Source organism: Erwinia sp. E_sp_B01_1 (genome assembly GCF_036865545.1).
Taxonomy (GTDB): Bacteria; Pseudomonadota; Gammaproteobacteria; order Enterobacterales; family Enterobacteriaceae; genus Erwinia.
The window spans coordinates 4,569,929-4,591,202 of the sequence record NZ_CP142208.1 but is presented as its reverse complement, the minus strand read 5'-3'; the positions used below and the strand labels follow the sequence as shown (position 1 = coordinate 4,591,202).

The window sequence follows — 21,274 nt, the reverse complement described above, 5'->3', positions numbered from 1 at the left end:
CAAGCGTATCTAATACTCCGCGCCATAAATAGCACGGCCATATTAGAGTCAGGAGCGTGTAAAATGGCGGAAAGCTTCGCAACAACGAATCGATTTTTTGATAACAAACACTACCCTCGCGGTTTCTCACGTCACGGTGATTTCACCATCAAAGAAGCTCAACTTCTTGAGCGTTATGGATACGCTTTTAATGAGCTGGATTTGGCCAAGCGTGAGCCTCTGACGGAAGAAGAACGCCTGTTTATCGAAGTGTGTCGCGGTATCCGTGAACCTCAGACAGAAGCAGAGCGGGTCTGGTCAAAGTATATGACACGCATTAAACGTCCCAAGCGCTTCCATACCCTTTCTGGCGGTAAGCCGCAGATGGAAGGCGTGGAAGATTACACGGACAGCGATGATTGATAAAAAGGGGCTCAGGCCCCTTTTTTTATTCCAGACTTTTTTGCAAATGGATAAGCAGCCTGTCTATACCACGATAACTTAATGCCTCATTCAGATGTTCCCGTTGCACCCTTTCTTCAGCGCCTAAATCCGCAATGGTGCGGGCAACCTTCAGGATACGTTGCCAGGCACGAACGGAAAGGCCCAGCTGATTAAGCACTTCCTCCAGCCACCGGGCGTCTTCTCTGTTTAAAGGGCAATCACGCTGGATCTCCTTTGGCTTTAATCTGACATTAATCACCCCACTGCGTTGGAGCTGTCGCTGACGAGCAAGTAAAACTCTTTCCCGGACGGTCGCAGAGCTTTCACTCTGCATGATCCCACTGCTAAGCGTGCCCGAAGGAAGAAGGGGGACTTCAAGAGACAAATCGAACCGATCGAGAAAAGGACCTGAGAGCTTATTCAGGTAACGCAGCGTCTGCTGCGGCGTACTACGGTTATGCGTTCCGTGATAGTGACCAGTAGGGCTGGGATTCATTGCGGCAATGAGCTGAAATCGGGCGGGATAGGTAACTTTAGCTCTGGCTCGTGAGATACAAATTTCCCCGGATTCAAGCGGCTCTCTTAATGCATCCAGTGTCTTACGATCAAACTCTGGCAATTCATCAAGAAAGAGCACTCCGTTATGCGCCAGAGAAATTTCTCCCGGCCTGGGCAGAGTACCGCCGCCAACCAGTGCATAGCGTGACGAGGTGTGATGAGGCGCGCGGAAAGGGCGCTGACGCCACTGTTTCTGCATTACCCCCTTACTGACAAGGCTGGCTATTGCCGCGCTCTCCAGGGCTTCCTCATCGCTTAAGGGGGGCATCAAGCCGATGAGCCGGGTTGCGAGCATAGTCTTGCCGGTGCCCGGAGGCCCCGTTAGCAGCAGGTTATGGCCGCCTGCCGCGCAAATCTCCAGGGCCCGTTTTGCCTGTTGTTGACCGATAATCTCATTCAGATCGCCACCCAGCCAGGGGAGTTCAGGAAGGTCGCACCGGGCTTCCGCTAGCTGACAGTGGCCAGTCAGGAAACTACAGACTTCTAACAGGCTATGACTAAGAAGACCCGGGCCGTTTTGGATCAGCCCCACATCCCCGAGGTTATCGGTCGAGAGAATAAGTTGCCGCTGGGCGTCTCTGGCGGCAAGGGCCGCAGGGATTGCGCCCTGTACGCCCCGTAGAGCGCCTGTTAACGCTAACTCCCCCAGGAATTCAAACTGACTCAGCTTATTCGCTGGGATCTGCTCTGAGGCCGCCAGAATCGCTATTGCGATAGGTAAGTCATACCGGCCACCTTCTTTGGGCAGATCGGCAGGGGCAAGGTTGACCGTGATGCGTTTGGCGGGAAAGGTAAAGCCGCAGTTGATAATTGCACTTCTTACCCGATCGCGTGCTTCCTTCACTGTGGTTTCGGGAAGGCCCACCAGCGAGAGTGCTGGCAAACCATTGCTCAAATGTACTTCCACCGATACCAGCGGGGCTTCAATGCCGATGGCTGCACGGGTATAGGCCAGGGATAACGACATATACACTCCTTGTTTCGCAGCAGTCTCTCTCTGATGGCCGGATAATTCGAGTCTCTGCTTATCCTTTATCGGGCCTGTTTCCAGAAAATGTTCCCCTGCCGACAAAATTTCTCAAAAAGATCAGATCGTGCTTCCAGAACTCAGCGTGCATTTTTTCGCCAGTAATTATTACGGAGGGTGCGTAATGAATATTTTTCAGGATTTGGCTTATTCACTGAATACCCTTCGCTTTTCCGGTTATGGAGAAGGCTGACGTAAAATTAAGTAATGAAAAAAGTTGAATTCCGTTCACTAACTGTGATAACTCTGTAGGCATTACTTCGAACAAGCGAAATTATCGAATACTAATGAAAGCCCTTCTACGAGTCGTCAGCCTAATCGTCATTAACGTCGTCGTGATTATTATCACGCCGTGCGGGGCTACGCTCGGAGGAAGAAAGGCTTAAAAATCAAGCCTGAATTCAGAAGAACCCCCGCACCGAAAGGTCCGGGGGTTTTTTTTGGCAGATCATCAACGACAGAGGAACAGAAGATGAACAGTAGAATAAAATGCTGTTGTTCCCAGCGAGAGGCGGGGAAATAACTATGAATGGTGCTCAGTGGGTGGTTCAGGCGTTGCGTGCGCAGGGTGTCGAAACAGTTTTCGGCTATCCGGGTGGGGCCATTATGCCCGTCTATGATGCGCTTTATGACGGAGGCGTCGAACACCTACTCTGCCGCCATGAGCAGGGCGCCGCGATGGCCGCCATCGGTTATGCCCGTTCTACTGGAAAAGTTGGCGTGTGTATCGCCACTTCTGGTCCTGGCGCCACTAACCTGATTACAGGTCTGGCTGATGCCATGATGGACTCTGTTCCTGTTGTGGCAATTACCGGACAGGTTTCCTCAGCCTTTATCGGCACGGATGCTTTTCAGGAGATCGATGTGCTGGGGATGTCCCTGTCCTGCACCAAGCACAGTTTCCTGGTTGAATCACTGGACGAGCTGCCGGAAGTGATGGCAGAAGCCTTCGCCATTGCCCAGTCTGGCCGTCCGGGTCCGGTACTGATCGATATCCCGAAAGATATTCAACTGGCCAACGGCGACCTCACGGCCCACCTGATGCCAGTGGAAGCGGAAACTGTGCATCCGCATGAAGAATTACAGCAAGCCCGTGCCATGCTGGCTCAGGCGAAAAAGCCTGTTCTGTATGTTGGCGGTGGGGTTGGCATGGCCGGAGCCGTTACCGCACTGCGTGCCTTTGCTAAAGAGACAGGTATCCCTACCGTTGCTACCCTTAAAGGATTGGGCACGCCTGATGCACAAGACCCGTGCTACCTGGGCATGTTAGGGATGCATGGCACCAAAGCAGCTAACTTCGCCGTTCAGCAGTGCGACCTGTTGATTGCAGTTGGTGCACGCTTTGACGATCGCGTGACCGGAAAATTGAACACGTTCGCTCCGAATGCCAGTGTGATCCATATGGATGTGGATCCCGCCGAGCTGAATAAGTTGCGACAGGCTCATGTGGCATTACGGGGCGACCTGAATAAAATGCTGCCGGATTTGTACCACCCTGCAGTGGATATTACCGACTGGCGTGAACATGTTCAGGCTCTGAAGGCAGAAAACGGCTGGCGTTACGATCACCCCGGAGAGGCTATTTTTGCTCCTCTGTTCCTCAAACAGCTTTCCGACCGTAAACCGGATAGCGCAATCGTCACTACCGATGTGGGACAGCATCAGATGTGGACCGCTCAGCACATGAGCTTCAGCCGTCCGGAAAATTTCATTACCTCCAGCGGTCTGGGGACCATGGGCTTTGGTTTACCAGCGGCTATAGGAGCGCAGGTAGCCCGCCCTGATGACACTGTTATCTGTGTTTCCGGCGATGGATCTTTCATGATGAACGTGCAGGAACTGGGAACCATCAAACGCAAGCAGCTGCCGGTGAAGATCGTACTGATGGATAACCAGCGTCTGGGCATGGTTCGCCAGTGGCAGGAGTTGTTCTTCTCCGAGCGATACAGTGAAACCAATCTGTCCGACAATCCTGATTTCCTGACCCTGGCCAGCGCCTTTAATATCCCTGGCCAGCGCATTACCCGTAAAGACCAGGTCGACGCTGCATTAGACGCTTTGCTGCACAGTGAAGGGCCATACATGCTCCACGTCTCCATAGACGAACATGAAAACGTCTGGCCTCTGGTACCGCCTGGTGCCAGCAACGAAAATATGATGGAGAAAACCTCATGATGCAGCATCAATTGTCTATCGAAGCCCGTTTCAGACCCGAAATACTGGAGCGCATATTACGCGTTGTTCGCCACCGTGGTTTTCAGGTCTGCGCCATGAATATGGCCTCCGGCACTAATAACGACAATATTAATATTGAAATGACCGTTGCCAGCCAGCGCTCAGTCGATTTACTGTCAACACAATTAAGCAAGCTGATGGACGTTGCATGCGTCCAGATCCAACAACAGACAACACAACAAATCCGCGCCTGAGCGCGAAAGGAAATAAGAATGACGAAGAAAGCTGACTTTATCTGGTTCAATGGCGAGATGGTTAAGTGGGAAGAAGCAAAGGTCAGCGTGATGTCCCACGCCCTGCATTACGGTACGTCTGTCTTTGAAGGCGTCCGCTGCTACGACTCGCACAAAGGCCCGGTAGTCTTCCGCCATCGTGAACACATGCAGCGTTTGCGTGACTCAGCAAAAATCTACCGTTTCCCGGTCAGCCAGAGCGTTGATGAGCTGATGGAAGCGTGCCGCGAAGTGCTGCGCGTCAACAAGCTGAAAAGCGCTTATATCCGTCCTTTAGTCTTTGTTGGTGATGTGGGTCTGGGTGTGAACCCACCCGATGGCTTCAACACTGATGTCATCATTGCTGCTTTCCCATGGGGTGCATACCTGGGTGCAGAAGCGCTGGAGCAGGGTATTGATGCCATGGTCTCTTCCTGGAACCGTGTGGCACCAAACACATTGCCAACGGCAGCTAAAGCGGGCGGTAACTACCTTTCCTCGCTGCTGGTAGGCAGCGAAGCCCGTCGTCATGGTTATCAGGAAGGGATTGCGCTGGATACTCAGGGTTATGTTTCTGAAGGCGCTGGTGAGAACCTGTTTGAAGTGAAAGATGGCATTCTGTTCACGCCGCCATTCACCTCCTCTGCACTGCCAGGTATCACCCGTGATGCGATCATTAAACTGGCGAAAGATATGGGCATCGAAGTGCGTGAGCAGGTCCTGTCCCGTGAATCCCTGTATCTGGCTGACGAAATCTTCATGTCCGGTACCGCCGCCGAAATCACCCCGGTGCGCAGCGTTGATGGCATTCAGGTTGGCGAAGGCAAACGCGGCCCGGTTACCGCCCGTATTCAGTCTGCATTCTTTGGCCTGTTCACCGGCGAAACCGAAGACAAATGGGGCTGGCTGGATCCGGTTAACCCAGCATAAATAATATTTACGCGGGCCTCGGTTGACGCCCGCGCACTATCTGATTCTGGAGTATGAGCATGCCTAAGTACCGTTCCGCTACCACCACTCATGGCCGTAATATGGCCGGTGCCCGTGCCCTGTGGCGCGCAACCGGAATGACCGATGACGATTTCGGCAAGCCAATTATTGCCGTGGTTAACTCCTTTACCCAATTCGTACCGGGCCACGTTCACCTGCGTGACCTGGGGAAACTGGTTGCTGAGCAGATTGAAGCTTCCGGTGGCGTGGCAAAAGAGTTCAACACCATTGCCGTGGATGATGGGATCGCGATGGGACACGGCGGTATGCTCTACTCTCTGCCGTCACGTGAGCTGATTGCAGACTCCGTCGAGTACATGGTGAATGCCCACTGTGCAGACGCCATGGTCTGTATCTCCAACTGCGACAAAATCACCCCGGGGATGCTGATGGCTTCCCTGCGACTGAATATCCCGGTGATCTTCGTTTCTGGCGGCCCGATGGAAGCCGGTAAAACCAAGCTCTCCGACAAAATTATCAAGCTGGATCTGGTTGATGCGATGATTCAGGGCGCTAACCCTAACGTCAGCGATGCCGACAGCGAGCAGATTGAACGTTCAGCCTGTCCGACCTGCGGTTCCTGTTCCGGGATGTTTACCGCAAACTCAATGAACTGTCTGACCGAAGCCCTGGGTCTGTCCCAGCCGGGCAACGGTTCACTGCTTGCGACCCATGCTGACCGCAAAGATCTGTTCCTGAGTGCCGGTAAGCGGATTGTGGAGCTGACCAAACGTTACTACGAGAAAGATGACGAAACCGCATTGCCACGCAACATCGCCAACAAGGCCGCTTTCGAAAATGCGATGACGCTGGATATCGCCATGGGCGGATCGACCAACACCGTTCTGCATCTGCTGGCGGCTGCGCTGGAAGGCGAAATCGATTTCAACATGTCCGATATCGACCGTCTGTCCCGCAAAGTACCGCACCTGTGCAAAGTGGCACCAAGTACCCCGAAATACCATATGGAAGATGTCCACCGTGCTGGCGGCGTGCTGGGTATTCTTGGCGAGCTGAGCCGCGCAGGTCTGATGGATGACAGCGTGCGTAACGTGCTGGGCCTGAGCCTGCAGGAAACGCTGGACCGGTACGACATCATGCTGACCAAAGATGAAGCCGTGAAGAAAATGTTTCGCGCCGGTCCGGCAGGCATCCGCACCACCCAGGCATTCTCACAGGACTGCCGCTGGGATACGCTGGATGACGATCGTCAGGAAGGCTGTATCCGTTCCCGCGAATTCGCGTTCAGTCAGGAAGGTGGTCTGGCCGTGTTGTACGGCAACATGGCAGAAGATGGCTGTATTGTGAAAACGGCTGGTGTGGAAAAAGAGAGCCATATTTTCCGCGGCCCGGCCAAAGTGTATGAAAGCCAGGATGACGCGGTAGCGGCTATTCTGGGCGGGAAAGTCGTAGCCGGTGATGTGGTTGTGATCCGCTATGAAGGCCCGAAAGGCGGACCAGGCATGCAGGAAATGCTCTATCCGACGACCTATCTGAAATCGATGGGACTGGGTAAAAGCTGTGCGCTGATCACCGATGGTCGCTTCTCCGGAGGCACTTCAGGCTTGTCCATTGGTCACGTCTCACCAGAGGCAGGCAGCGGCGGCACCATTGCCCTGATCAAAGATGGTGACATCATTGATATCAACATTCCTGAACGCGGCATCAAGCTGGTCGTGCCGGATAACGAATTGCATGCCCGCCGTGAAGAAGAAGAGGCGCGTGGTCATGAGGCTTATACTCCTCATGGACGTGAGCGTGAGGTCTCCTTCGCCCTGCGTGCTTATGCCTTACTGGCTACCAGCGCGGATAAAGGCGCGGTTCGTGACAAGAGTAAGCTGGGAGGCTAACGACTATGGCTGAGTCTCAACCGCTACCTGCCGAACCTTGCGGCGCGGAGTATCTGCGGGCGGTTCTCCGCTCGCCGGTGTACGAAGTGGCGCAGGTCACCCCGTTGCAGAAGATGGAGAAAATCTCTTCCCGTCTGGGTAATACCATTCTGGTAAAACGTGAAGATCGTCAGCCGGTACACAGCTTCAAGCTGCGTGGCGCTTACGCGATGATCTCCACGCTGAATGAAGAGCAGAAAGCACGGGGTGTGGTCACCGCATCAGCAGGGAATCATGCTCAGGGTGTGGCTCTGTCGGCAACACGATTAGGGATCACATCTCTGATTGTGATGCCGGTGACCACCGCCGATATCAAAGTGGATGCGGTACGGGCGTTTGGCGGTGAGGCTTTCCTGTATGGTGCCAACTTTGACGAAGCCAAAGCCAAAGCGCTCGAACTGGCGGAGCAGAAAGGTTATACCTTCGTGCCACCGTTCGATCATCCGATGGTGATTGCCGGACAGGGCACACTGGCGATGGAGTTGTTGCAACAGGATGCTCATCTCGATCGGGTATTTGTGCCGGTGGGTGGTGGTGGCCTGGCGGCTGGCGTGGCGGTACTGATCAAACAGCTGATGCCGCAGATCAAAGTGATCGCGGTGGAAGCGGAAGACTCTGCCTGTCTGAAGGCGGCGCTGGATGCCGGTCATCCTGTGGATCTGGCCCGTGTTGGCGGATTCGCTGAAGGTGTGGCGGTAAAACGCATCGGTAACGAAACCTTTCGCCTGTGCCAGGAATATCTGGATGACATCATCACCGTAGACAGCGATGCCATCTGTGCGGCGATGAAAGACCTGTTTGAGGATGTTCGTGCCGTGGCAGAGCCGTCAGGCGCGCTGGCGCTGGCCGGCATGAAAAAATATATCCAGCAGCATCAGATCAAAGGTGAACGTCTGGCGCATGTGCTTTCCGGGGCAAACGTAAACTTCCACGGTTTACGTTATGTCTCTGAGCGGTGCGAGCTGGGTGAGCAGCGCGAAGCGTTGCTGGCTGTCACCATTCCCGAGCAGAAGGGCAGCTTCCTGAAATTCTGTCAGTTGCTGGGTGGCCGTGCGGTAACCGAGTTCAACTATCGCTATGCGAATGCCGATAACGCCTGCATTTTTGTTGGCGTGCGGCTGACACGTGGCCTGGAAGAGCGCAGTGAAATATTGCAGTTGCTGGCTCAGGGCGGCTACAAGGTTGTCGACTTGTCCGATGACGAAATGGCCAAGCTGCATGTACGCTATATGGTGGGTGGGCGTCCTTCAAAACCCCTGCGTGAACGTCTGTTCAGCTTTGAGTTTCCTGAAGCGCCAGGCGCGCTGCTGCGTTTCCTGCAAACCCTGGGTACGCACTGGAACATCTCGCTGTTCCATTATCGCAGCCACGGTACTGACTATGGCCGGGTGCTGGCAGGATTTGAGCTCAGCGACAACGAGCCACAGTTTGAAGAGCACCTTGCGGAACTGGGTTACGATTTCCATGATGAAACCGATAACCCGGCATTCAGCTTCTTCCTGGCTGGCTAATTACATCAGCGACCAGAATGCATCGATAAGCGGCTCAGTGAGCCGCTTTTTTTGTACACATACGCCCAGCTCAAAGGGCGCCACCATCTCTACATTATCCAGCTCAAGGATACGGTTACGCACCGGTTCCGGGCTGTTCTCCAGCACCACATCCGGCAAAAGTGCAATACCGCATCCCAGTGCTACCATTGACACAATGGCTTCGTGGCCGGAGACGGTGGCATAAATCAGCGGATTGGGTATACGACGACGGCGGAACCACAAATCAATACGCTGCCGCGCGGGCCCCTGATCGGGCAGGATAAACGGGATTTCTGACCAGTCCGGCTCGGATTGTGTGGCCTGAGCACGTACCGGACAGGGTAGCGCCGGGGCTATCAGCACCAGGGGGATCAGCCCAATCGGGGTAAAGCCAATACTGGCTGGCAGCGTCTCGGGACGGCCTGCAATGGCAATATCCGCCTCGGCGCTCTGCACTTTCTCCACCGCATCCGCCGCATCGCCAGTAGTGAGTTTGATTTCAACCAGCGGATGTTCAGCGCGGAAACGATCCAGAATCGGCGGGAGATGGCTATAGGCGGCGGTTACCGAGCAAAACAGGCGAAGCTCTCCGCTCAGTGACGGGCCGTTCTGACCAATGGCATGAAGAAGCTGCTGATATTGCAACAGCGTGTGCTGAGCAAACTGGCGGAGCTGTTCTCCGGCATCCGTTAGCGTCACCGTGCGGTTATCCCGCAGAAAGAGAGCCTGGCCCAAATCTTCTTCGAGCCGCTGAATTTGCCGTGACAGAGTGGAAGGGCTGACGTGCATTGCCCTTGCGCTGCGGCCAAAGTGGCGGCTCTCAGCCAGGTGAAGAAACAATTTAAGATCGCGTAAATCCATGCATCACAGGCCTCATTTTGACGTTGCAGATCTTGCAATATCACGTTGTTAATATATCAATTTAAGCAATACATTTCCTGTCATATGATAGGGATTATACAGGGTGAGCAGATCAGAGACTCACCAGCAGATAAAAGACCTACCTAACCCTATACGGAGTACCCATGGCTAACTATTTCAACACTTTGAACCTGCGCAACCAGTTAGCGCAATTAGGTAAATGTCGCTTCATGTCGCGTGATGAATTTGCTGATGAAGCAAGCTACCTGAAAGGCAAAAAAGTCGTCATCGTTGGTTGTGGTGCTCAGGGCCTGAACCAGGGCCTAAACATGCGCGACTCCGGTCTGGATATCGCCTATGCGCTGCGTGCCGAAGCGATTGCTGAGAAGCGTGCCTCCTGGCGTAAAGCCACCGAAAACGGCTTTAAAGTTGGCACTTACGAAGACCTGATCCCAGGAGCCGATCTGGTTGTTAACCTGACGCCAGACAAGCAGCACAGTGCTGTGGTTCAGGCTGTTCAGCCGCTGATGAAAGAGGGCGCTGCACTGGGTTATTCACATGGCTTCAACATCGTTGAAGTGGGCGAGCAGGTTCGTAAAGACATTACTGTAGTGATGGTTGCGCCAAAATGTCCAGGTACTGAAGTGCGTGAAGAGTATAAGCGTGGCTTCGGTGTGCCAACGCTGATCGCGGTTCACCCGGAAAACGATCCTAAAGGCGAAGGCATGGCGATTGCTAAAGCCTGGGCTGCAGCGACCGGCGGTCACCGTGCGGGCGTGCTGGAATCTTCCTTCGTAGCCGAAGTGAAATCTGACCTGATGGGTGAGCAGACTATTCTGTGTGGCATGTTGCAGGCGGGTTCTTTGCTGTGCTTCGACAAGCTGGTGGCTGAAGGTACCGATGCCGCCTACGCTGAAAAACTGATTCAGTTCGGCTGGGAAACCGTGACCGAAGCGCTGAAGCAGGGCGGCATCACGCTGATGATGGATCGCCTCTCTAACCCGGCTAAAGTCCGTGCTTACGCGCTGTCTGAGCAGCTGAAAACCATCATGGCTCCGCTGTTCCAGAAGCACATGGATGATATCATCTCCGGCGAATTCTCCTCCGGCATGATGGCAGACTGGGCAAACGACGATAAAAACCTGCTGGGCTGGCGCGAAGAGACCGGTAAAACTGCGTTCGAAACCGCAGCCCAGTACGAAGGTAAAATTGCCGAGCAGGATTATTTTGATGAAGGCGTAGTGATGATCGCCATGGTGAAAGCGGGCGTTGAGCTGGCCTTTGAAACTATGGTTGATGCCGGCATCATTGAAGAGTCTGCTTACTACGAGTCCCTGCACGAGCTGCCGCTGATTGCGAACACCATCGCACGTAAGCGCCTGTATGAGATGAACGTGGTTATCTCTGATACTGCCGAATACGGTAACTATCTCTTCTCGTACGCCGCTGTGCCTTTGCTGAAAGAGTTTATGACCACGCTGCAGGCTGGCGATTTGGGCAAAGCAGCAGCAACGTCCACGACCATTGATAATGCTCAGCTGCGTGACGTTAACGAAGCTATCCGTCAGCACCCAATTGAAGCTGTTGGCCGCAAGCTGCGTGGCTACATGACCGACATGAAACGCATTGCGGTTGCGGGCTGATATAAATAAAAAAGGGCCGCTGCTGGCCCGGATATGAAAAAAGAGCGGATTCCGCTCTTTTTTTCGTCTGCATAAAGAGAATCAGTTGCGGTAAAGCACCTTGATGATGTGATAACCGAACTGGGTGTGCAGAGGACCGTAAGGCACGATAAGCGGGCAGGAGAACACCACTTTATCGAAAGCCGGTACCATTGCACCCTGCTTAAATTCACCTAAATGGCCGCCTTTCTTGCCTGACGGGCAGGTAGAGTGCTTTTTGGCCAGTTTTTCAAAATCAGCGCCCTGTTCCAGCTGAGCCAGAATGTCCTGCGCCTGTTTCTCTTCCTTAACAAGGATATGGAGTGCTGCTGCGGTTTTTGCCATGATCGTACCTTGAGTCGTAGGGATGCTGCTGGCTATACTACCACGCTAATTTTCTGTTTCCCTCTGTCATTTCATCGAGCGACTTTCCTATGCGTCTTAATCCTGGTCAGCAACATGCGGTCGAATTTGTCACCGGGCCCTGCCTCGTGCTGGCTGGTGCGGGGTCAGGTAAAACACGCGTGATCACCAATAAAATTGCACACCTGATCCGTGAATGTGGTTATCAGGCCCGGCATATTGCAGCGGTCACCTTTACCAATAAAGCCTCGCGCGAAATGAAAGAGCGTGTGGCGCAAACGCTGGGACGCAAAGAAGCACGAGGCCTGATGATCTCCACTTTCCATACGCTGGGGCTGGAGATCATTAAGCGCGAATATGCCGCGTTAGGGATGAAATCCAACTTCTCGCTGTTTGACGATCAGGATCAGCTGGCTTTGCTGAAGGATCTGACGGAAGAGTGGCTGGAAAATGATAAAAATCTGCTGCAGCAGCTTATCTCGACGATCTCCAACTGGAAAAACGATCTGATGGATCCTTCCCGTGCAGCGGCGGGAGCGCAATCGGAACGCGATAAACTTTTTGCACACTGCTACGGTCTGTATGACCGGCATCTGAAGTCATGCAACGTGCTGGATTTTGACGATCTTATTCTTTTGCCGACGTTGTTGTTCCAGCGCAATCTTGAAGTGCGGGAACGCTGGCAGCAGCGCATTCGTTACCTGCTGGTGGATGAGTATCAGGACACCAACACCAGTCAGTACGAGCTGGTAAAATTGCTGGTGGGTGCCCGCGCACGCTTTACGGTGGTAGGCGATGACGACCAGTCTATCTACTCCTGGCGTGGTGCCCGGCCACAGAATCTGGTGCTGTTGAAGGAAGATTTTCCTGCACTGCAGGTCGTTAAGCTTGAGCAGAACTATCGCTCTTCTGAACGCATCCTGAAAGCGGCGAATATCCTGATTGCCAACAATCCCCACGTATTCGAAAAGCGCCTGTTTTCAGAGCTGGGCTACGGCGCTGAACTGAAAGTGGTGACGGCCAATAATGAAGATCATGAAGCTGAACGAGTTGCTGGCGAGCTGATCGCCCATCACTTTATCAATAAAACCCAGTATAAGGATTACGCCATCCTCTATCGGGGTAACCATCAGTCGCGCGTGTTCGAAAAAATGCTGATGCAAAACCGTATCCCATATCGTATTTCGGGCGGTACATCCTTCTTTTCCCGGCCGGAAATCAAGGATTTGCTCGCCTATCTCCGGGTGCTGACCAATGCTAATGATGACAGTGCTTTTATGCGCATTGTAAACACGCCCCGACGTGAAATTGGGTCGGCAACCTTGCAAAAACTGGGTGAGTGGGCGATGCAGCGTAACAAAAGCCTGTTCACTGCCAGCTTTGATATGGGGCTTGAACAGACGCTGTCAGGGCGTGGGCTGGAATCGCTACAGCGCTTCACCTATTGGTTGCAGGAAGTGGCACAACTCGCGGAGCGTGAACCCATTGCCGCCGTACGGGATTTGATTCGCGGCATCGATTACGAAAGCTGGCTGTTTGAAACCTCTGCCAGCCCGAAGGCCGCCGAAATGCGGATGAAAAACGTCAACACGCTGTTCCAGTGGATGACCGAAATGCTGGAAGGCAGTGACATTGATGAGCCCATGACCCTGACTCAGGTTGTTACCCGCTTTACCCTGCGCGATATGATGGAGCGGGGCGAAAGTGATGAGGATACCGATCAGGTGCAGTTAATGACGCTACATGCGTCGAAAGGCCTGGAGTTCCCCTATGTCTATCTGGTGGGAATGGAGGAGGGATTGCTGCCGCATCAGAGCAGTATTGATGAGAATAACGTCGAGGAAGAGCGGCGTCTGGCATATGTGGGCATTACCCGTGCGCAGAAGGAGATGACCTTTACTCTGTGCCGCGAACGCCGTCAGTACGGTGAAGTGATCCGTCCGGAGCCAAGTCGTTTCCTGCTGGAACTGCCGCAAGACGATCTTAAGTGGGAAAGCGAACGTAAGGTCGTCAGCGCTGAACAGCGGATGCAAACCGGACAAAGCCGCGTGGCCAATCTCAAGGCGATGCTGGAAAAGGCGAAAGCTAAATAAAGGTGTAAAAGGTTTTGGCTGCTGGTGGATTATCCGACAGTCAGCGGCCAGTGAACGTAACTCTGCCAGTGGCACTCCTGCTCCAGCAGCTCTGCGCGGAGCGGATGCGCCTCAAGCCAGCCAGAAGGTAAAGTCACGTGCAGCGAATCCTCATCCGCATGTAACCGTACCGCAGGCAGCGTGTCATCCCGTCGACGACTGGAGAAAATAATGGCCAGACGCAATAAACGGCAAAGTCGCTCTGCCATTCTTGGTGGGATAGCATTCTGCTGGCTGAGTACCGCCAGATCGATGCTGTTCACCTGATTTTGCAACAAAGTCGCTAAGAGTTTTTTCTGTGCCGGGGTAAAGCCGGGGAGGTCGAGATGGCGAATCAGGTAGGCAGCGTGGAGCGGAGCCTGTTTGAAATCGACGCTAAGTCCGATTTCATGCACCAGGCAGGCACTGTCCAGCAGTTCCCGACATCGGTCATCGAGTTTCCAGCTGTGGCTGACCTGACGTGCGAAAGTTTCCGCCAGGCTGCGAACGCGCTCGGCCTGTTCGGCATCAATGGTAAAGCGCCGCTGAATGTTGTGCAGCGTACGGGTGCGGATATCGCGATCTACCGGAAGGTGCAACATGCCATAGACCAGACCTTCACGCAGTGCACCACCGGCCAGCGTCATGCTGCTGATGTTCAGTTCGGTGAAGATGGCGATCAAAATGGAGAGCCCGCTAGGGAAAACCAGCGCCCGCTCCAGCGTCAGTCCTTCGATTTCCAGCTCTTCCAGTTTGCCACACTGAATAGCGCGCTGTTTCAGCTGTTGCAGTTTGCTGAGGGTGATGCGTTCATCCATCCCCTGAGCCATCATGATTTCCTGCAGTGCCTGCACGGTGCCTGATGCACCTACACAAACCTGCCAACCCTGTTCCCGCAACTGTGCAGCAACCGGACGGATCATTTCACGTGCTGCCTGTTCTGCCTGCCCGAAGTTTTCTTTACCCAGATGACGATTGCCAAAATAGCGTTCGAGCCAGGTCACACATCCCATCGACAGGCTGAAGAGCGAGGTGGTTTGTGAACCGCTTCCCGTCACCAACTCTGTGCTGCCGCCGCCAATATCGACGACCAGGCGTTTTGCAGCGCCACCGGTGGTATGTGAGACGCCCTGGTAAATCAGACGTGCTTCCTCTTCGCCGCTGATGACATTCACCGGGCAACCAAGGATTTGCTGAGCAGTATGCAGAAAGGTTCCCGCATTAGCCGCAAGCCGGAGAGTGGCAGTAGCGACTACGCGAATTTGATCGGCTGGAATATCCTGTAACTGTTCTGAGAATAACCGCAGGCACTGCCAGCCACGCTCCATCGCCTCAGCTGAGAGATGACTGTCGGTGTCCAGGCCGGCAGCCAGACGCACTTTGCGCTTGATACGCGCCACGGTCTGGATAGTGCCAGCCACCTCGCGCACCACCAACATATGAAAACTGTTCGATCCCAGATCGATAGCAGCATAGAGTGATGACGCGCTCAGCATGGTTGTTTTAACCCGAACGTTTACGGTTGTTGTTACGTGGTGCACTGCTGCGGCGATTGTTATTGCCGCCACGACGTGGACCGTTGCCGGAACGATTGCGGGTCAGGCGTTTCGCAGGCGGTAAGTCGCTCATCAGCGCATCACTGTTATAACGGCTGACGGTAATGCTGTGGCCAATATACTCTTCAATGGCCGGCAGGTTCAGCGCGTACTCTTCACAGGCCAGGCTGATGGAGTGCCCGTTTGCGCCAGCACGTCCGGTACGGCCAATACGGTGAACATAATCTTCACGATCGTCCGGCAAATCGTAGTTGAAGACATGCGTAACCGCAGGGATATGCAGGCCGCGGGCGGCAACGTCGGTTGCTACCAGAATGTCCACATCGCCTTTGGTGAAGTCATCCAGAATACGCAGGCGCTTTTTCTGTGCGACATCACCGGTCAACAAACCGACACGGTGACCATCGGCAGCCAGATGGCCCCAGATATCTTCACAGCGGTGTTTGGTGTTGGCAAAGATAATGGCGCGATCTGGCCACTCTTCTTCCAGCAGGGTCTGCAACAGACGCATTTTCTCTTCGTTAGAAGGGTAGAAAAGTTCTTCTTTAATGCGGTGCCCGGTTTTCTGCTCTGGCTCAACTTCCACGTATTCGGCATTGTTCATGTTTTCGAACGCCAGTTCACGCACACGGAAAGAGAGTGTCGCGGAGAAGAGCATATTCAAACGTTGGTTTGCCGCAGGCATACGACGGAACAGCCAGCGAATATCTTTAATGAACCCGAGATCGAACATGCGATCTGCTTCATCGAGCACAACGACCTGGATAGCGCCCAGGTTAACGTGATTCTGTTTAGCGTAATCAATTAACCGGCCAGTGGTGCCGATCAAAATGTCCACGCCGCTTTCCAGCACTTTTAGCTGTTTGTCGTAGCCGTCACCGCCGTAAGCCAGACCAAGCTTAAGGCCGGTTGCCTGCGTCAGAGGTTCAGCATCGGCATGAATCTGCACGGCTAATTCACGGGTTGGAGCCAGGATCAACGCACGTGGTTGATTGACCTGACGGCCTTCTGGCGCAGGGTGAGAAAGAAGATGATGGAACGTTGACGTCAGAAACGCCATCGTTTTCCCGGTACCGGTTTGCGCCTGTCCCGCTACATCACGCCCTGAGAGCGTGAAAGGTAATGCCAGCGCCTGGATAGGCGTGCAGTTATGAAAGCCTTTAGTTTCAAGGGCTTCAATCACCTGAGGGTGCAGGGCGAAGTCGGAAAACTTCTGTTCAGTTAAGTGTGTTTTGCTCATAGTGTGGTAGAATATCAGCTTACTATTGCTTTACGAAAGCGTATCCGGTGAAATAAAGTCAACCTAAGTTGGCAGATTTTACGCCAACCAGCCAGGCATAACTTTTGGAGTAAGACATGAGCAGCGATAAAATTGTTCACCTGACCGATGACAGCTTCGAATCTGACGTATTAAAAGCAGAAGGTTTAACGTTGGTCGATTTCTGGGCAGAGTGGTGTGGTCCTTGTAAAATGATCGCCCCGATCCTCGATGAAGTCGCTGAAGAGTATGACGGCAAGCTGACAATCGCAAAACTGAATATCGACGATAACCCAGGCACCGCGCCTAAATACGGTATTCGTGGTATTCCTACTTTGTTGCTGTTCAAAAACGGCGAAGTAGCGGCGACCAAAGTGGGCGCCCTCTCTAAAGGCCAGCTCAAAGAGTTCCTCAACGCGAACCTGGGCTAACAGCCTGTCCGGCTGCTGGTGGCGAGTCTGTTTTTGCTCTCTGCCAGATGGCCGGCATATTTTTAGTTCACCGCTAGACGTTTGCCATCAGTCATGCTAAGTTGATTTTACTGCACTACGTACTTACCTGTAGTTTGAATCTTAGATTTACTCCTTGTTGAACACTGTATTCATCTCTCACAGACGTTCAGCAATCTGACGGTAGCATCATCAGAATCAGAATTTCCGGCGTCTTGTCCTTACCGTCCCCTCGTTTCAGATTTGCGTTTTCCTGCACGTGATCATCGAGCGGATCCTGACAAGAATGCCATTAACAGGCATGGATTTTTCACCATACCACTTACGACAAACATCCCGAGATTTACCCCGAGTTTAAGAACCCACCATTATGAATCTTACCGAATTAAAAAATACGCCGGTTTCTGACCTGATTACACTCGGCGAAAACATGGGGCTTGAAAACCAGGCTCGCATGCGCAAACAGGACATTATTTTCTCTATCCTCAAGCAGCATGCAAAAAGCGGCGAAGACATCTTCGGCGACGGCGTCCTTGAGATATTGCAGGATGGATTTGGTTTCCTCCGCTCAGGAGACAGCTCCTACCTCGCCGGTCCAGATGATATCTACGTTTCCCCAAGTCAAATCCGCCGCTTCAACCTCCGCACTGGTGACACCATTTCCGGCAAGATCCGTCCGCCGAAAGAAGGTGAGCGTTATTTCGCCCTGCTGAAGGTTAATGAAGTTAACTTCGACAAACCAGAAAACGCCCGCAACAAAATCCTGTTCGAAAACTTAACCCCACTGCACGCAAACTCTCGTCTGCGCATGGAACGTGGTAACGGTTCGACTGAAGATTTGACCGCACGTGTTCTGGATCTGGCTTCCCCAATTGGCCGTGGCCAGCGTGGTCTGATCGTGGCACCGCCAAAAGCCGGTAAAACGATGCTGCTGCAGAACATTGCAACCAGCATTGCTTACAACCACCCAGACTGCGTGCTGATGGTGCTGCTGATCGACGAGCGTCCTGAAGAAGTTACCGAGATGCAGCGTCTGGTGAAAGGTGAAGTTATTGCTTCCACCTTCGATGAACCCGCTTCCCGCCACGTGCAGGTTGCCGAAATGGTTATCGAGAAAGCCAAACGCCTGGTTGAGCACAAGAAAGATGTGATCATCCTTCTGGACTCCATCACCCGTCTGGCTCGTGCCTATAACACCGTTGTCCCGGCTTCCGGTAAAGTGTTGACCGGTGGTGTGGATGCTAACGCCCTGCATCGTCCTAAGCGTTTCTTCGGTGCTGCCCGTAACGTAGAAGAGGGCGGAAGCCTGACCATTATCGCCACCGCGCTGGTTGATACCGGCTCGAAAATGGACGAAGTGATCTACGAAGAATTTAAAGGTACCGGCAACATGGAACTGCATCTGGCGCGTAAAATCGCTGAGAAGCGCGTGTTCCCTGCTATCGACTACAATCGTTCCGGTACGCGTAAAGAAGAGTTGCTTACCAGCTCTGAAGAACTGCAGAAAATGTGGATCCTGCGCAAAATCATCCATCCAATGGGTGAAATCGACGCAATGGAGTTCCTCATCAATAAGTTGGCCATGACCAAAACCAACGATGAGTTCTTCGACATGATGAAACGCTCTTAAGACGTGTTACCTGCCGTAAAAAGTGCGGGGTTGGCCTGCTCAATCCGCGCTTTTTGGCCTCTCCGTAGAGGGAGGTCGCCAGCGGCTGCAAAGATTTGAAAACTCGGGGAACGCCACGCTCAGACGTGGCGTTTTTCGTTTTTGAATCCTAAGATATTCAGGAATTTGACCCGATTTACGCAGGCCGGAAGAGCAATTATTTGATGCAGTACGTTCTTCCTGCTGAAAAAAATACAGAATCTTATCGATGTGTTTGGCACAATGTACGCCGTCAATATTATTAGGTTCATTGCAGAGAGCTGGTTAATGTGAATTTACTCAATTTGAGTACAGAGCTTGCGTTCATCTTCCTGTTTTCACTTGCATTTCTTTTTTTGCACGGAAAGCAGCTAAGCGAATTGGTTTAGTGGACAAGCCTAATTATCGTAAGCGCCATCAGGGGGTGATCCCTCTTGTTGGCGGTATCTCTGTGTTTGCAGGGATATGCTTCACTTTTTCCATCACGGATTATTACATCCCCCATTCCCTTCTTTATCTCGGATGTGCGGGGACTCTGGTCCTCGTTGGGGCAGTGGATGACCGTTATGATATCAGCGTCAAATTCCGCGCGGCCGTGCAGGCGGGCGTAGCGGGTGTGATGATGGCTGCGGCGAATCTTTATCTGCTCAGCCTGGGCTATATTTTTGGCCCCTGGGAGCTGGTGGTAGGGCCGTTTGGCTATGTGCTTACCCTGTTTGCCGTCTGGGCTGCGATCAACGCCTTTAACATGGTTGATGGGATTGATGGCCTGCTGGGCGGACTTTCATGCGTTACCTTCCTCGCTATGGGGATCATTTTGCTGTTCGACGGACAGCAAAGCCTGGCTATGTGGTGTTTTGCAATGATTGCCGCGATTGTGCCCTACATTCTGCTCAACATGGGCATGTTAGGCCGTCGATACAAGGTTTTCATGGGAGATGCAGGCAGCACGTTAATCGGCTTTACGATTATCTGGATCCTGCTTGAGGCGACTCAGGGAAAAAATCATCCTATTACCCCTGTCACCGCGCTATGGCTCATTGCGATTCCGCTGATGGATATGGTGGCGATCATGTACCGACGCCTCAGTAAAGGAATGAGTCCCTTCTCTGCCGACCGTCAGCACATTCATCACTTGATCATGCGTGCCGGGTTTACTTCCCGTCAGGCGTTTGTGCTGATCACCGCTGCTGCCGCTCTTCTGGCAGCCGTTGGCGTGCTGGGTGAATACCTCTCGTTCATTCCCGAATGGATGATGCTGGTGCTGTTCCTGCTGGCCTTTATGCTTTATGGCTACTGCATAAAACGCGCATGGCGGGTGGCTCGTTTTCTGAAACGCATCAAGCGGCGTATGCGCCGTAACAGCGAGACTAACAAACCTTCACAAACAGACTGATTTTTTGCCCTGACAACAAGGAATTTGAGTATGACGCATCCCGACGTTAACCATAACGAGCTGGATATTCGCGGGCTTTGCTGCACCTTATGGCAGGGTAAAAAATGGATTGCAGGGGGCGCGTTGCTGCTGGCTCTGCTGGCCTGGGGCTGGTCCCTGCTGGTCACGCCGAAATGGAGCACCACCGCCGTTACCGATCGTCCTACCGTGAACATGCTGGGCAGCTACTACTCCCAGCAGCAATTCCTGAGTAATCTGGATTTCAGAGGCAGCCAGACCACCGCGCTGCCGCCTTCAGCGATGGATGAAGCTTACCAGGAGTTTGTGATGCAACTCTCTGCGTATGACACCCGCCGTGAATTCTGGCTGCAGACCGATTATTTCAAACAGCGCCAAAGCGGCAGTGCCCGCGACGATGCCGCGCTACTGGATGAGATGATTGCCAACATCCAGTTCCAGCCTGCCGATGTCGCTAAAAACCTCAATGATTCCGTGCGCCTGGTCGCCGAAACGTCTAAAGATGCCAACACTTTGCTGCGTCAGTATGTTGCTTTTGCCAGCCAGCGTGCCGCAACGCATCTGAATGAGGAGCTCACCGGGGCCTGGGCGGCACGTACCATCCAGATGAAAGCGCAGGTCAAAAGGCAGGAAGCCGTAGCGAAAGCCATTTATGACCGACAGGTAAACAGCGTTCAGCAGGCGTTGAAAATTGCTCAGCAGCAGGGCTTCGAGCAGGCAAAAACGGAGACGCCCTCTGAACAGCTTCCTGACTCTGAACTCTTTATGTTAGGCCGCCCGTTGCTGCAGGCAAGGCTGGAGAATCTTCAGGCAAGCGGACCTGGTTACGATCTGGACTATGATCAAAACAGAGCCATGCTGTCGACCCTGAACGTAGGGCCTACGCTGGTTAAGACTTTCCAGACTTATCGCTATTTGCGCACGCCGGAAGAACCGGTAAAACGTGACAGCCCTCGTCGCCTGTTTTTGATGATCATGTGGGGTGCTGTAGGTGCCTTAATTGGAGCAGGAACCGTGCTGATTCGCAGGACGCGTCAGTAATCGTCCGGCTTACCGTTATCAGACAGACGAATGAAAGAGAGTAACA

At 53.2% G+C, this 21,274-nt stretch carries 17 protein-coding genes and 1 pseudogene; 13 read left to right on the top strand and 5 right to left on the bottom strand.

The window, feature by feature from the left end; translation table 11 throughout:
- Positions 1-63 precede the first annotated feature (63 nt).
- Entirely contained in the window at positions 64-402 is a 339-nt protein-coding gene (locus VRC33_RS21305; protein WP_338559234.1) for a DUF413 domain-containing protein, read from the top strand.
- Positions 403-427: 25 nt separating this feature from the next.
- On the opposite strand, the gene VRC33_RS21300 is transcribed toward VRC33_RS21305, so the two are convergent.
- Positions 428-1,948 carry a YifB family Mg chelatase-like AAA ATPase gene (locus tag VRC33_RS21300; protein WP_338559232.1) on the bottom strand — a complete coding sequence of 507 codons (1,521 nt, stop codon included), beginning with the start codon at positions 1,946-1,948 and terminating at the stop codon, positions 428-430.
- Between the two features lie 347 nt (positions 1,949-2,295).
- On the opposite strand from VRC33_RS21300, the gene VRC33_RS21295 reads away from it, so the two are divergent.
- From VRC33_RS21295 to ilvA, 6 genes are all read left to right on the top strand, one after another.
- Entirely contained in the window at positions 2,296-2,394 is a 99-nt protein-coding gene (locus tag VRC33_RS21295) for an IlvGEDA operon leader peptide (protein WP_338559229.1), read from the top strand.
- Positions 2,395-2,533: 139 nt separating this feature from the next.
- The gene (gene ilvG / locus VRC33_RS21290; protein ID WP_338559226.1) at positions 2,534-4,183 is read left to right on the top strand and encodes an acetolactate synthase 2 catalytic subunit; all 1,650 of its coding nucleotides are present in this window, start codon (positions 2,534-2,536) and stop codon (positions 4,181-4,183) included.
- Positions 4,180-4,437: an acetolactate synthase 2 small subunit gene (gene ilvM, locus VRC33_RS21285; protein WP_338559224.1), complete on the top strand. Its 258-nt coding sequence runs from the start codon at positions 4,180-4,182 to the stop codon at positions 4,435-4,437. Before ilvG ends, ilvM begins: the two co-directional genes overlap by 4 nt.
- 18 nt (positions 4,438-4,455) lie before the next feature.
- A complete protein-coding gene (locus VRC33_RS21280) occupies positions 4,456-5,385 on the top strand; it encodes a branched-chain amino acid transaminase (protein ID WP_338559221.1) in 930 nt (309 codons plus the stop codon).
- Positions 5,386-5,444: 59 nt separating this feature from the next.
- On the top strand, positions 5,445-7,295 hold the full coding sequence (ilvD, locus tag VRC33_RS21275) for a dihydroxy-acid dehydratase (RefSeq protein ID WP_338559219.1): 1,851 nt from the start codon (positions 5,445-5,447) through the stop codon (positions 7,293-7,295).
- 5 nt (positions 7,296-7,300) lie between these two features.
- Positions 7,301-8,845 (top strand): threonine ammonia-lyase, biosynthetic, encoded by a 1,545-nt coding sequence (gene ilvA, locus VRC33_RS21270; RefSeq protein ID WP_338559217.1) that lies wholly within the window; start codon positions 7,301-7,303, stop codon positions 8,843-8,845.
- On the opposite strand, the gene ilvY is transcribed toward ilvA, so the two are convergent.
- Complete coding sequence (gene ilvY / locus VRC33_RS21265) at positions 8,846-9,727, bottom strand: HTH-type transcriptional activator IlvY (protein ID WP_338559215.1); 882 nt, start codon at positions 9,725-9,727, stop codon at positions 8,846-8,848.
- A 164-nt stretch (positions 9,728-9,891) separates the two neighbouring features.
- On the opposite strand from ilvY, the gene ilvC reads away from it, so the two are divergent.
- Positions 9,892-11,370 carry a ketol-acid reductoisomerase gene (gene ilvC / locus VRC33_RS21260; RefSeq protein WP_338559213.1) on the top strand — a complete coding sequence of 493 codons (1,479 nt, stop codon included), beginning with the start codon at positions 9,892-9,894 and terminating at the stop codon, positions 11,368-11,370.
- 81 nt (positions 11,371-11,451) lie between these two features.
- On the opposite strand, the gene ppiC is transcribed toward ilvC, so the two are convergent.
- A complete protein-coding gene (ppiC, locus tag VRC33_RS21255; RefSeq protein ID WP_338559210.1) occupies positions 11,452-11,733 on the bottom strand; it encodes a peptidylprolyl isomerase PpiC in 282 nt (93 codons plus the stop codon).
- An 89-nt stretch (positions 11,734-11,822) separates the two neighbouring features.
- Here ppiC and rep point away from each other — a divergent pair, with 89 nt between their 5' ends.
- Positions 11,823-13,844, top strand: a complete 2,022-nt coding sequence (rep, locus tag VRC33_RS21250; protein ID WP_338559207.1) for a DNA helicase Rep — start codon at positions 11,823-11,825, stop codon at positions 13,842-13,844.
- 29 nt (positions 13,845-13,873) lie between these two features.
- On the opposite strand, the gene gppA is transcribed toward rep, so the two are convergent.
- Both gppA and rhlB read right to left on the bottom strand, forming a co-directional pair.
- On the bottom strand, positions 13,874-15,358 hold the full coding sequence (gppA, locus tag VRC33_RS21245; protein ID WP_338559204.1) for a guanosine-5'-triphosphate,3'-diphosphate diphosphatase: 1,485 nt from the start codon (positions 15,356-15,358) through the stop codon (positions 13,874-13,876).
- Positions 15,359-15,365: 7 nt separating this feature from the next.
- A complete protein-coding gene (rhlB, locus tag VRC33_RS21240) occupies positions 15,366-16,658 on the bottom strand; it encodes an ATP-dependent RNA helicase RhlB (RefSeq protein WP_338559201.1) in 1,293 nt (430 codons plus the stop codon).
- A 116-nt stretch (positions 16,659-16,774) separates the two neighbouring features.
- Between rhlB and trxA the strand changes: the two genes are divergently transcribed.
- The 4 genes and pseudogenes from trxA (at position 16,775) to wzzE (ending at position 21,228) form a co-directional block, all read left to right on the top strand.
- Complete coding sequence (trxA, locus tag VRC33_RS21235) at positions 16,775-17,107, top strand: thioredoxin TrxA (RefSeq protein ID WP_034898144.1); 333 nt, start codon at positions 16,775-16,777, stop codon at positions 17,105-17,107.
- A 388-nt stretch (positions 17,108-17,495) separates the two neighbouring features.
- A complete protein-coding gene (rho, locus tag VRC33_RS21230; RefSeq protein WP_338559194.1) occupies positions 17,496-18,755 on the top strand; it encodes a transcription termination factor Rho in 1,260 nt (419 codons plus the stop codon).
- A 308-nt stretch (positions 18,756-19,063) separates the two neighbouring features.
- Positions 19,064-20,169: pseudogene (gene wecA, locus VRC33_RS21225) on the top strand (UDP-N-acetylglucosamine--undecaprenyl-phosphate N-acetylglucosaminephosphotransferase).
- 30 nt (positions 20,170-20,199) lie between these two features.
- On the top strand, positions 20,200-21,228 hold the full coding sequence (gene wzzE / locus VRC33_RS21220) for an ECA polysaccharide chain length modulation protein (RefSeq protein ID WP_338559192.1): 1,029 nt from the start codon (positions 20,200-20,202) through the stop codon (positions 21,226-21,228).
- Positions 21,229-21,274 lie beyond the last annotated feature (46 nt).

What these genes read in the sequence shown, in the direction of transcription:
- VRC33_RS21280 (WP_338559221.1), top strand. Translation starts at nt 4,456, where the DNA reads ATGACGAAGAAAGCTGACTTTATCTGGTTCAATGGCGAGATGGTTAAG.
- VRC33_RS21300 (WP_338559232.1), bottom strand. Translation starts at nt 1,948, where the DNA reads ATGTCGTTATCCCTGGCCTATACCCGTGCAGCCATCGGCATTGAAGCC.
- ilvA (WP_338559217.1), top strand. Translation starts at nt 7,301, where the DNA reads ATGGCTGAGTCTCAACCGCTACCTGCCGAACCTTGCGGCGCGGAGTAT.
- rep (WP_338559207.1), top strand. Translation starts at nt 11,823, where the DNA reads ATGCGTCTTAATCCTGGTCAGCAACATGCGGTCGAATTTGTCACCGGG.
- trxA (WP_034898144.1), top strand. Translation starts at nt 16,775, where the DNA reads ATGAGCAGCGATAAAATTGTTCACCTGACCGATGACAGCTTCGAATCT.
- ilvM (WP_338559224.1), top strand. Translation starts at nt 4,180, where the DNA reads ATGATGCAGCATCAATTGTCTATCGAAGCCCGTTTCAGACCCGAAATA.
- gppA (WP_338559204.1), bottom strand. Translation starts at nt 15,358, where the DNA reads ATGCTGAGCGCGTCATCACTCTATGCTGCTATCGATCTGGGATCGAAC.
- ppiC (WP_338559210.1), bottom strand. Translation starts at nt 11,733, where the DNA reads ATGGCAAAAACCGCAGCAGCACTCCATATCCTTGTTAAGGAAGAGAAA.
- VRC33_RS21295 (WP_338559229.1), top strand. Translation starts at nt 2,296, where the DNA reads ATGAAAGCCCTTCTACGAGTCGTCAGCCTAATCGTCATTAACGTCGTC.
- ilvG (WP_338559226.1), top strand. Translation starts at nt 2,534, where the DNA reads ATGAATGGTGCTCAGTGGGTGGTTCAGGCGTTGCGTGCGCAGGGTGTC.
- VRC33_RS21305 (WP_338559234.1), top strand. Translation starts at nt 64, where the DNA reads ATGGCGGAAAGCTTCGCAACAACGAATCGATTTTTTGATAACAAACAC.
- rhlB (WP_338559201.1), bottom strand. Translation starts at nt 16,658, where the DNA reads ATGAGCAAAACACACTTAACTGAACAGAAGTTTTCCGACTTCGCCCTG.
- wzzE (WP_338559192.1), top strand. Translation starts at nt 20,200, where the DNA reads ATGACGCATCCCGACGTTAACCATAACGAGCTGGATATTCGCGGGCTT.
- rho (WP_338559194.1), top strand. Translation starts at nt 17,496, where the DNA reads ATGAATCTTACCGAATTAAAAAATACGCCGGTTTCTGACCTGATTACA.
- ilvY (WP_338559215.1), bottom strand. Translation starts at nt 9,727, where the DNA reads ATGGATTTACGCGATCTTAAATTGTTTCTTCACCTGGCTGAGAGCCGC.
- ilvC (WP_338559213.1), top strand. Translation starts at nt 9,892, where the DNA reads ATGGCTAACTATTTCAACACTTTGAACCTGCGCAACCAGTTAGCGCAA.
- ilvD (WP_338559219.1), top strand. Translation starts at nt 5,445, where the DNA reads ATGCCTAAGTACCGTTCCGCTACCACCACTCATGGCCGTAATATGGCC.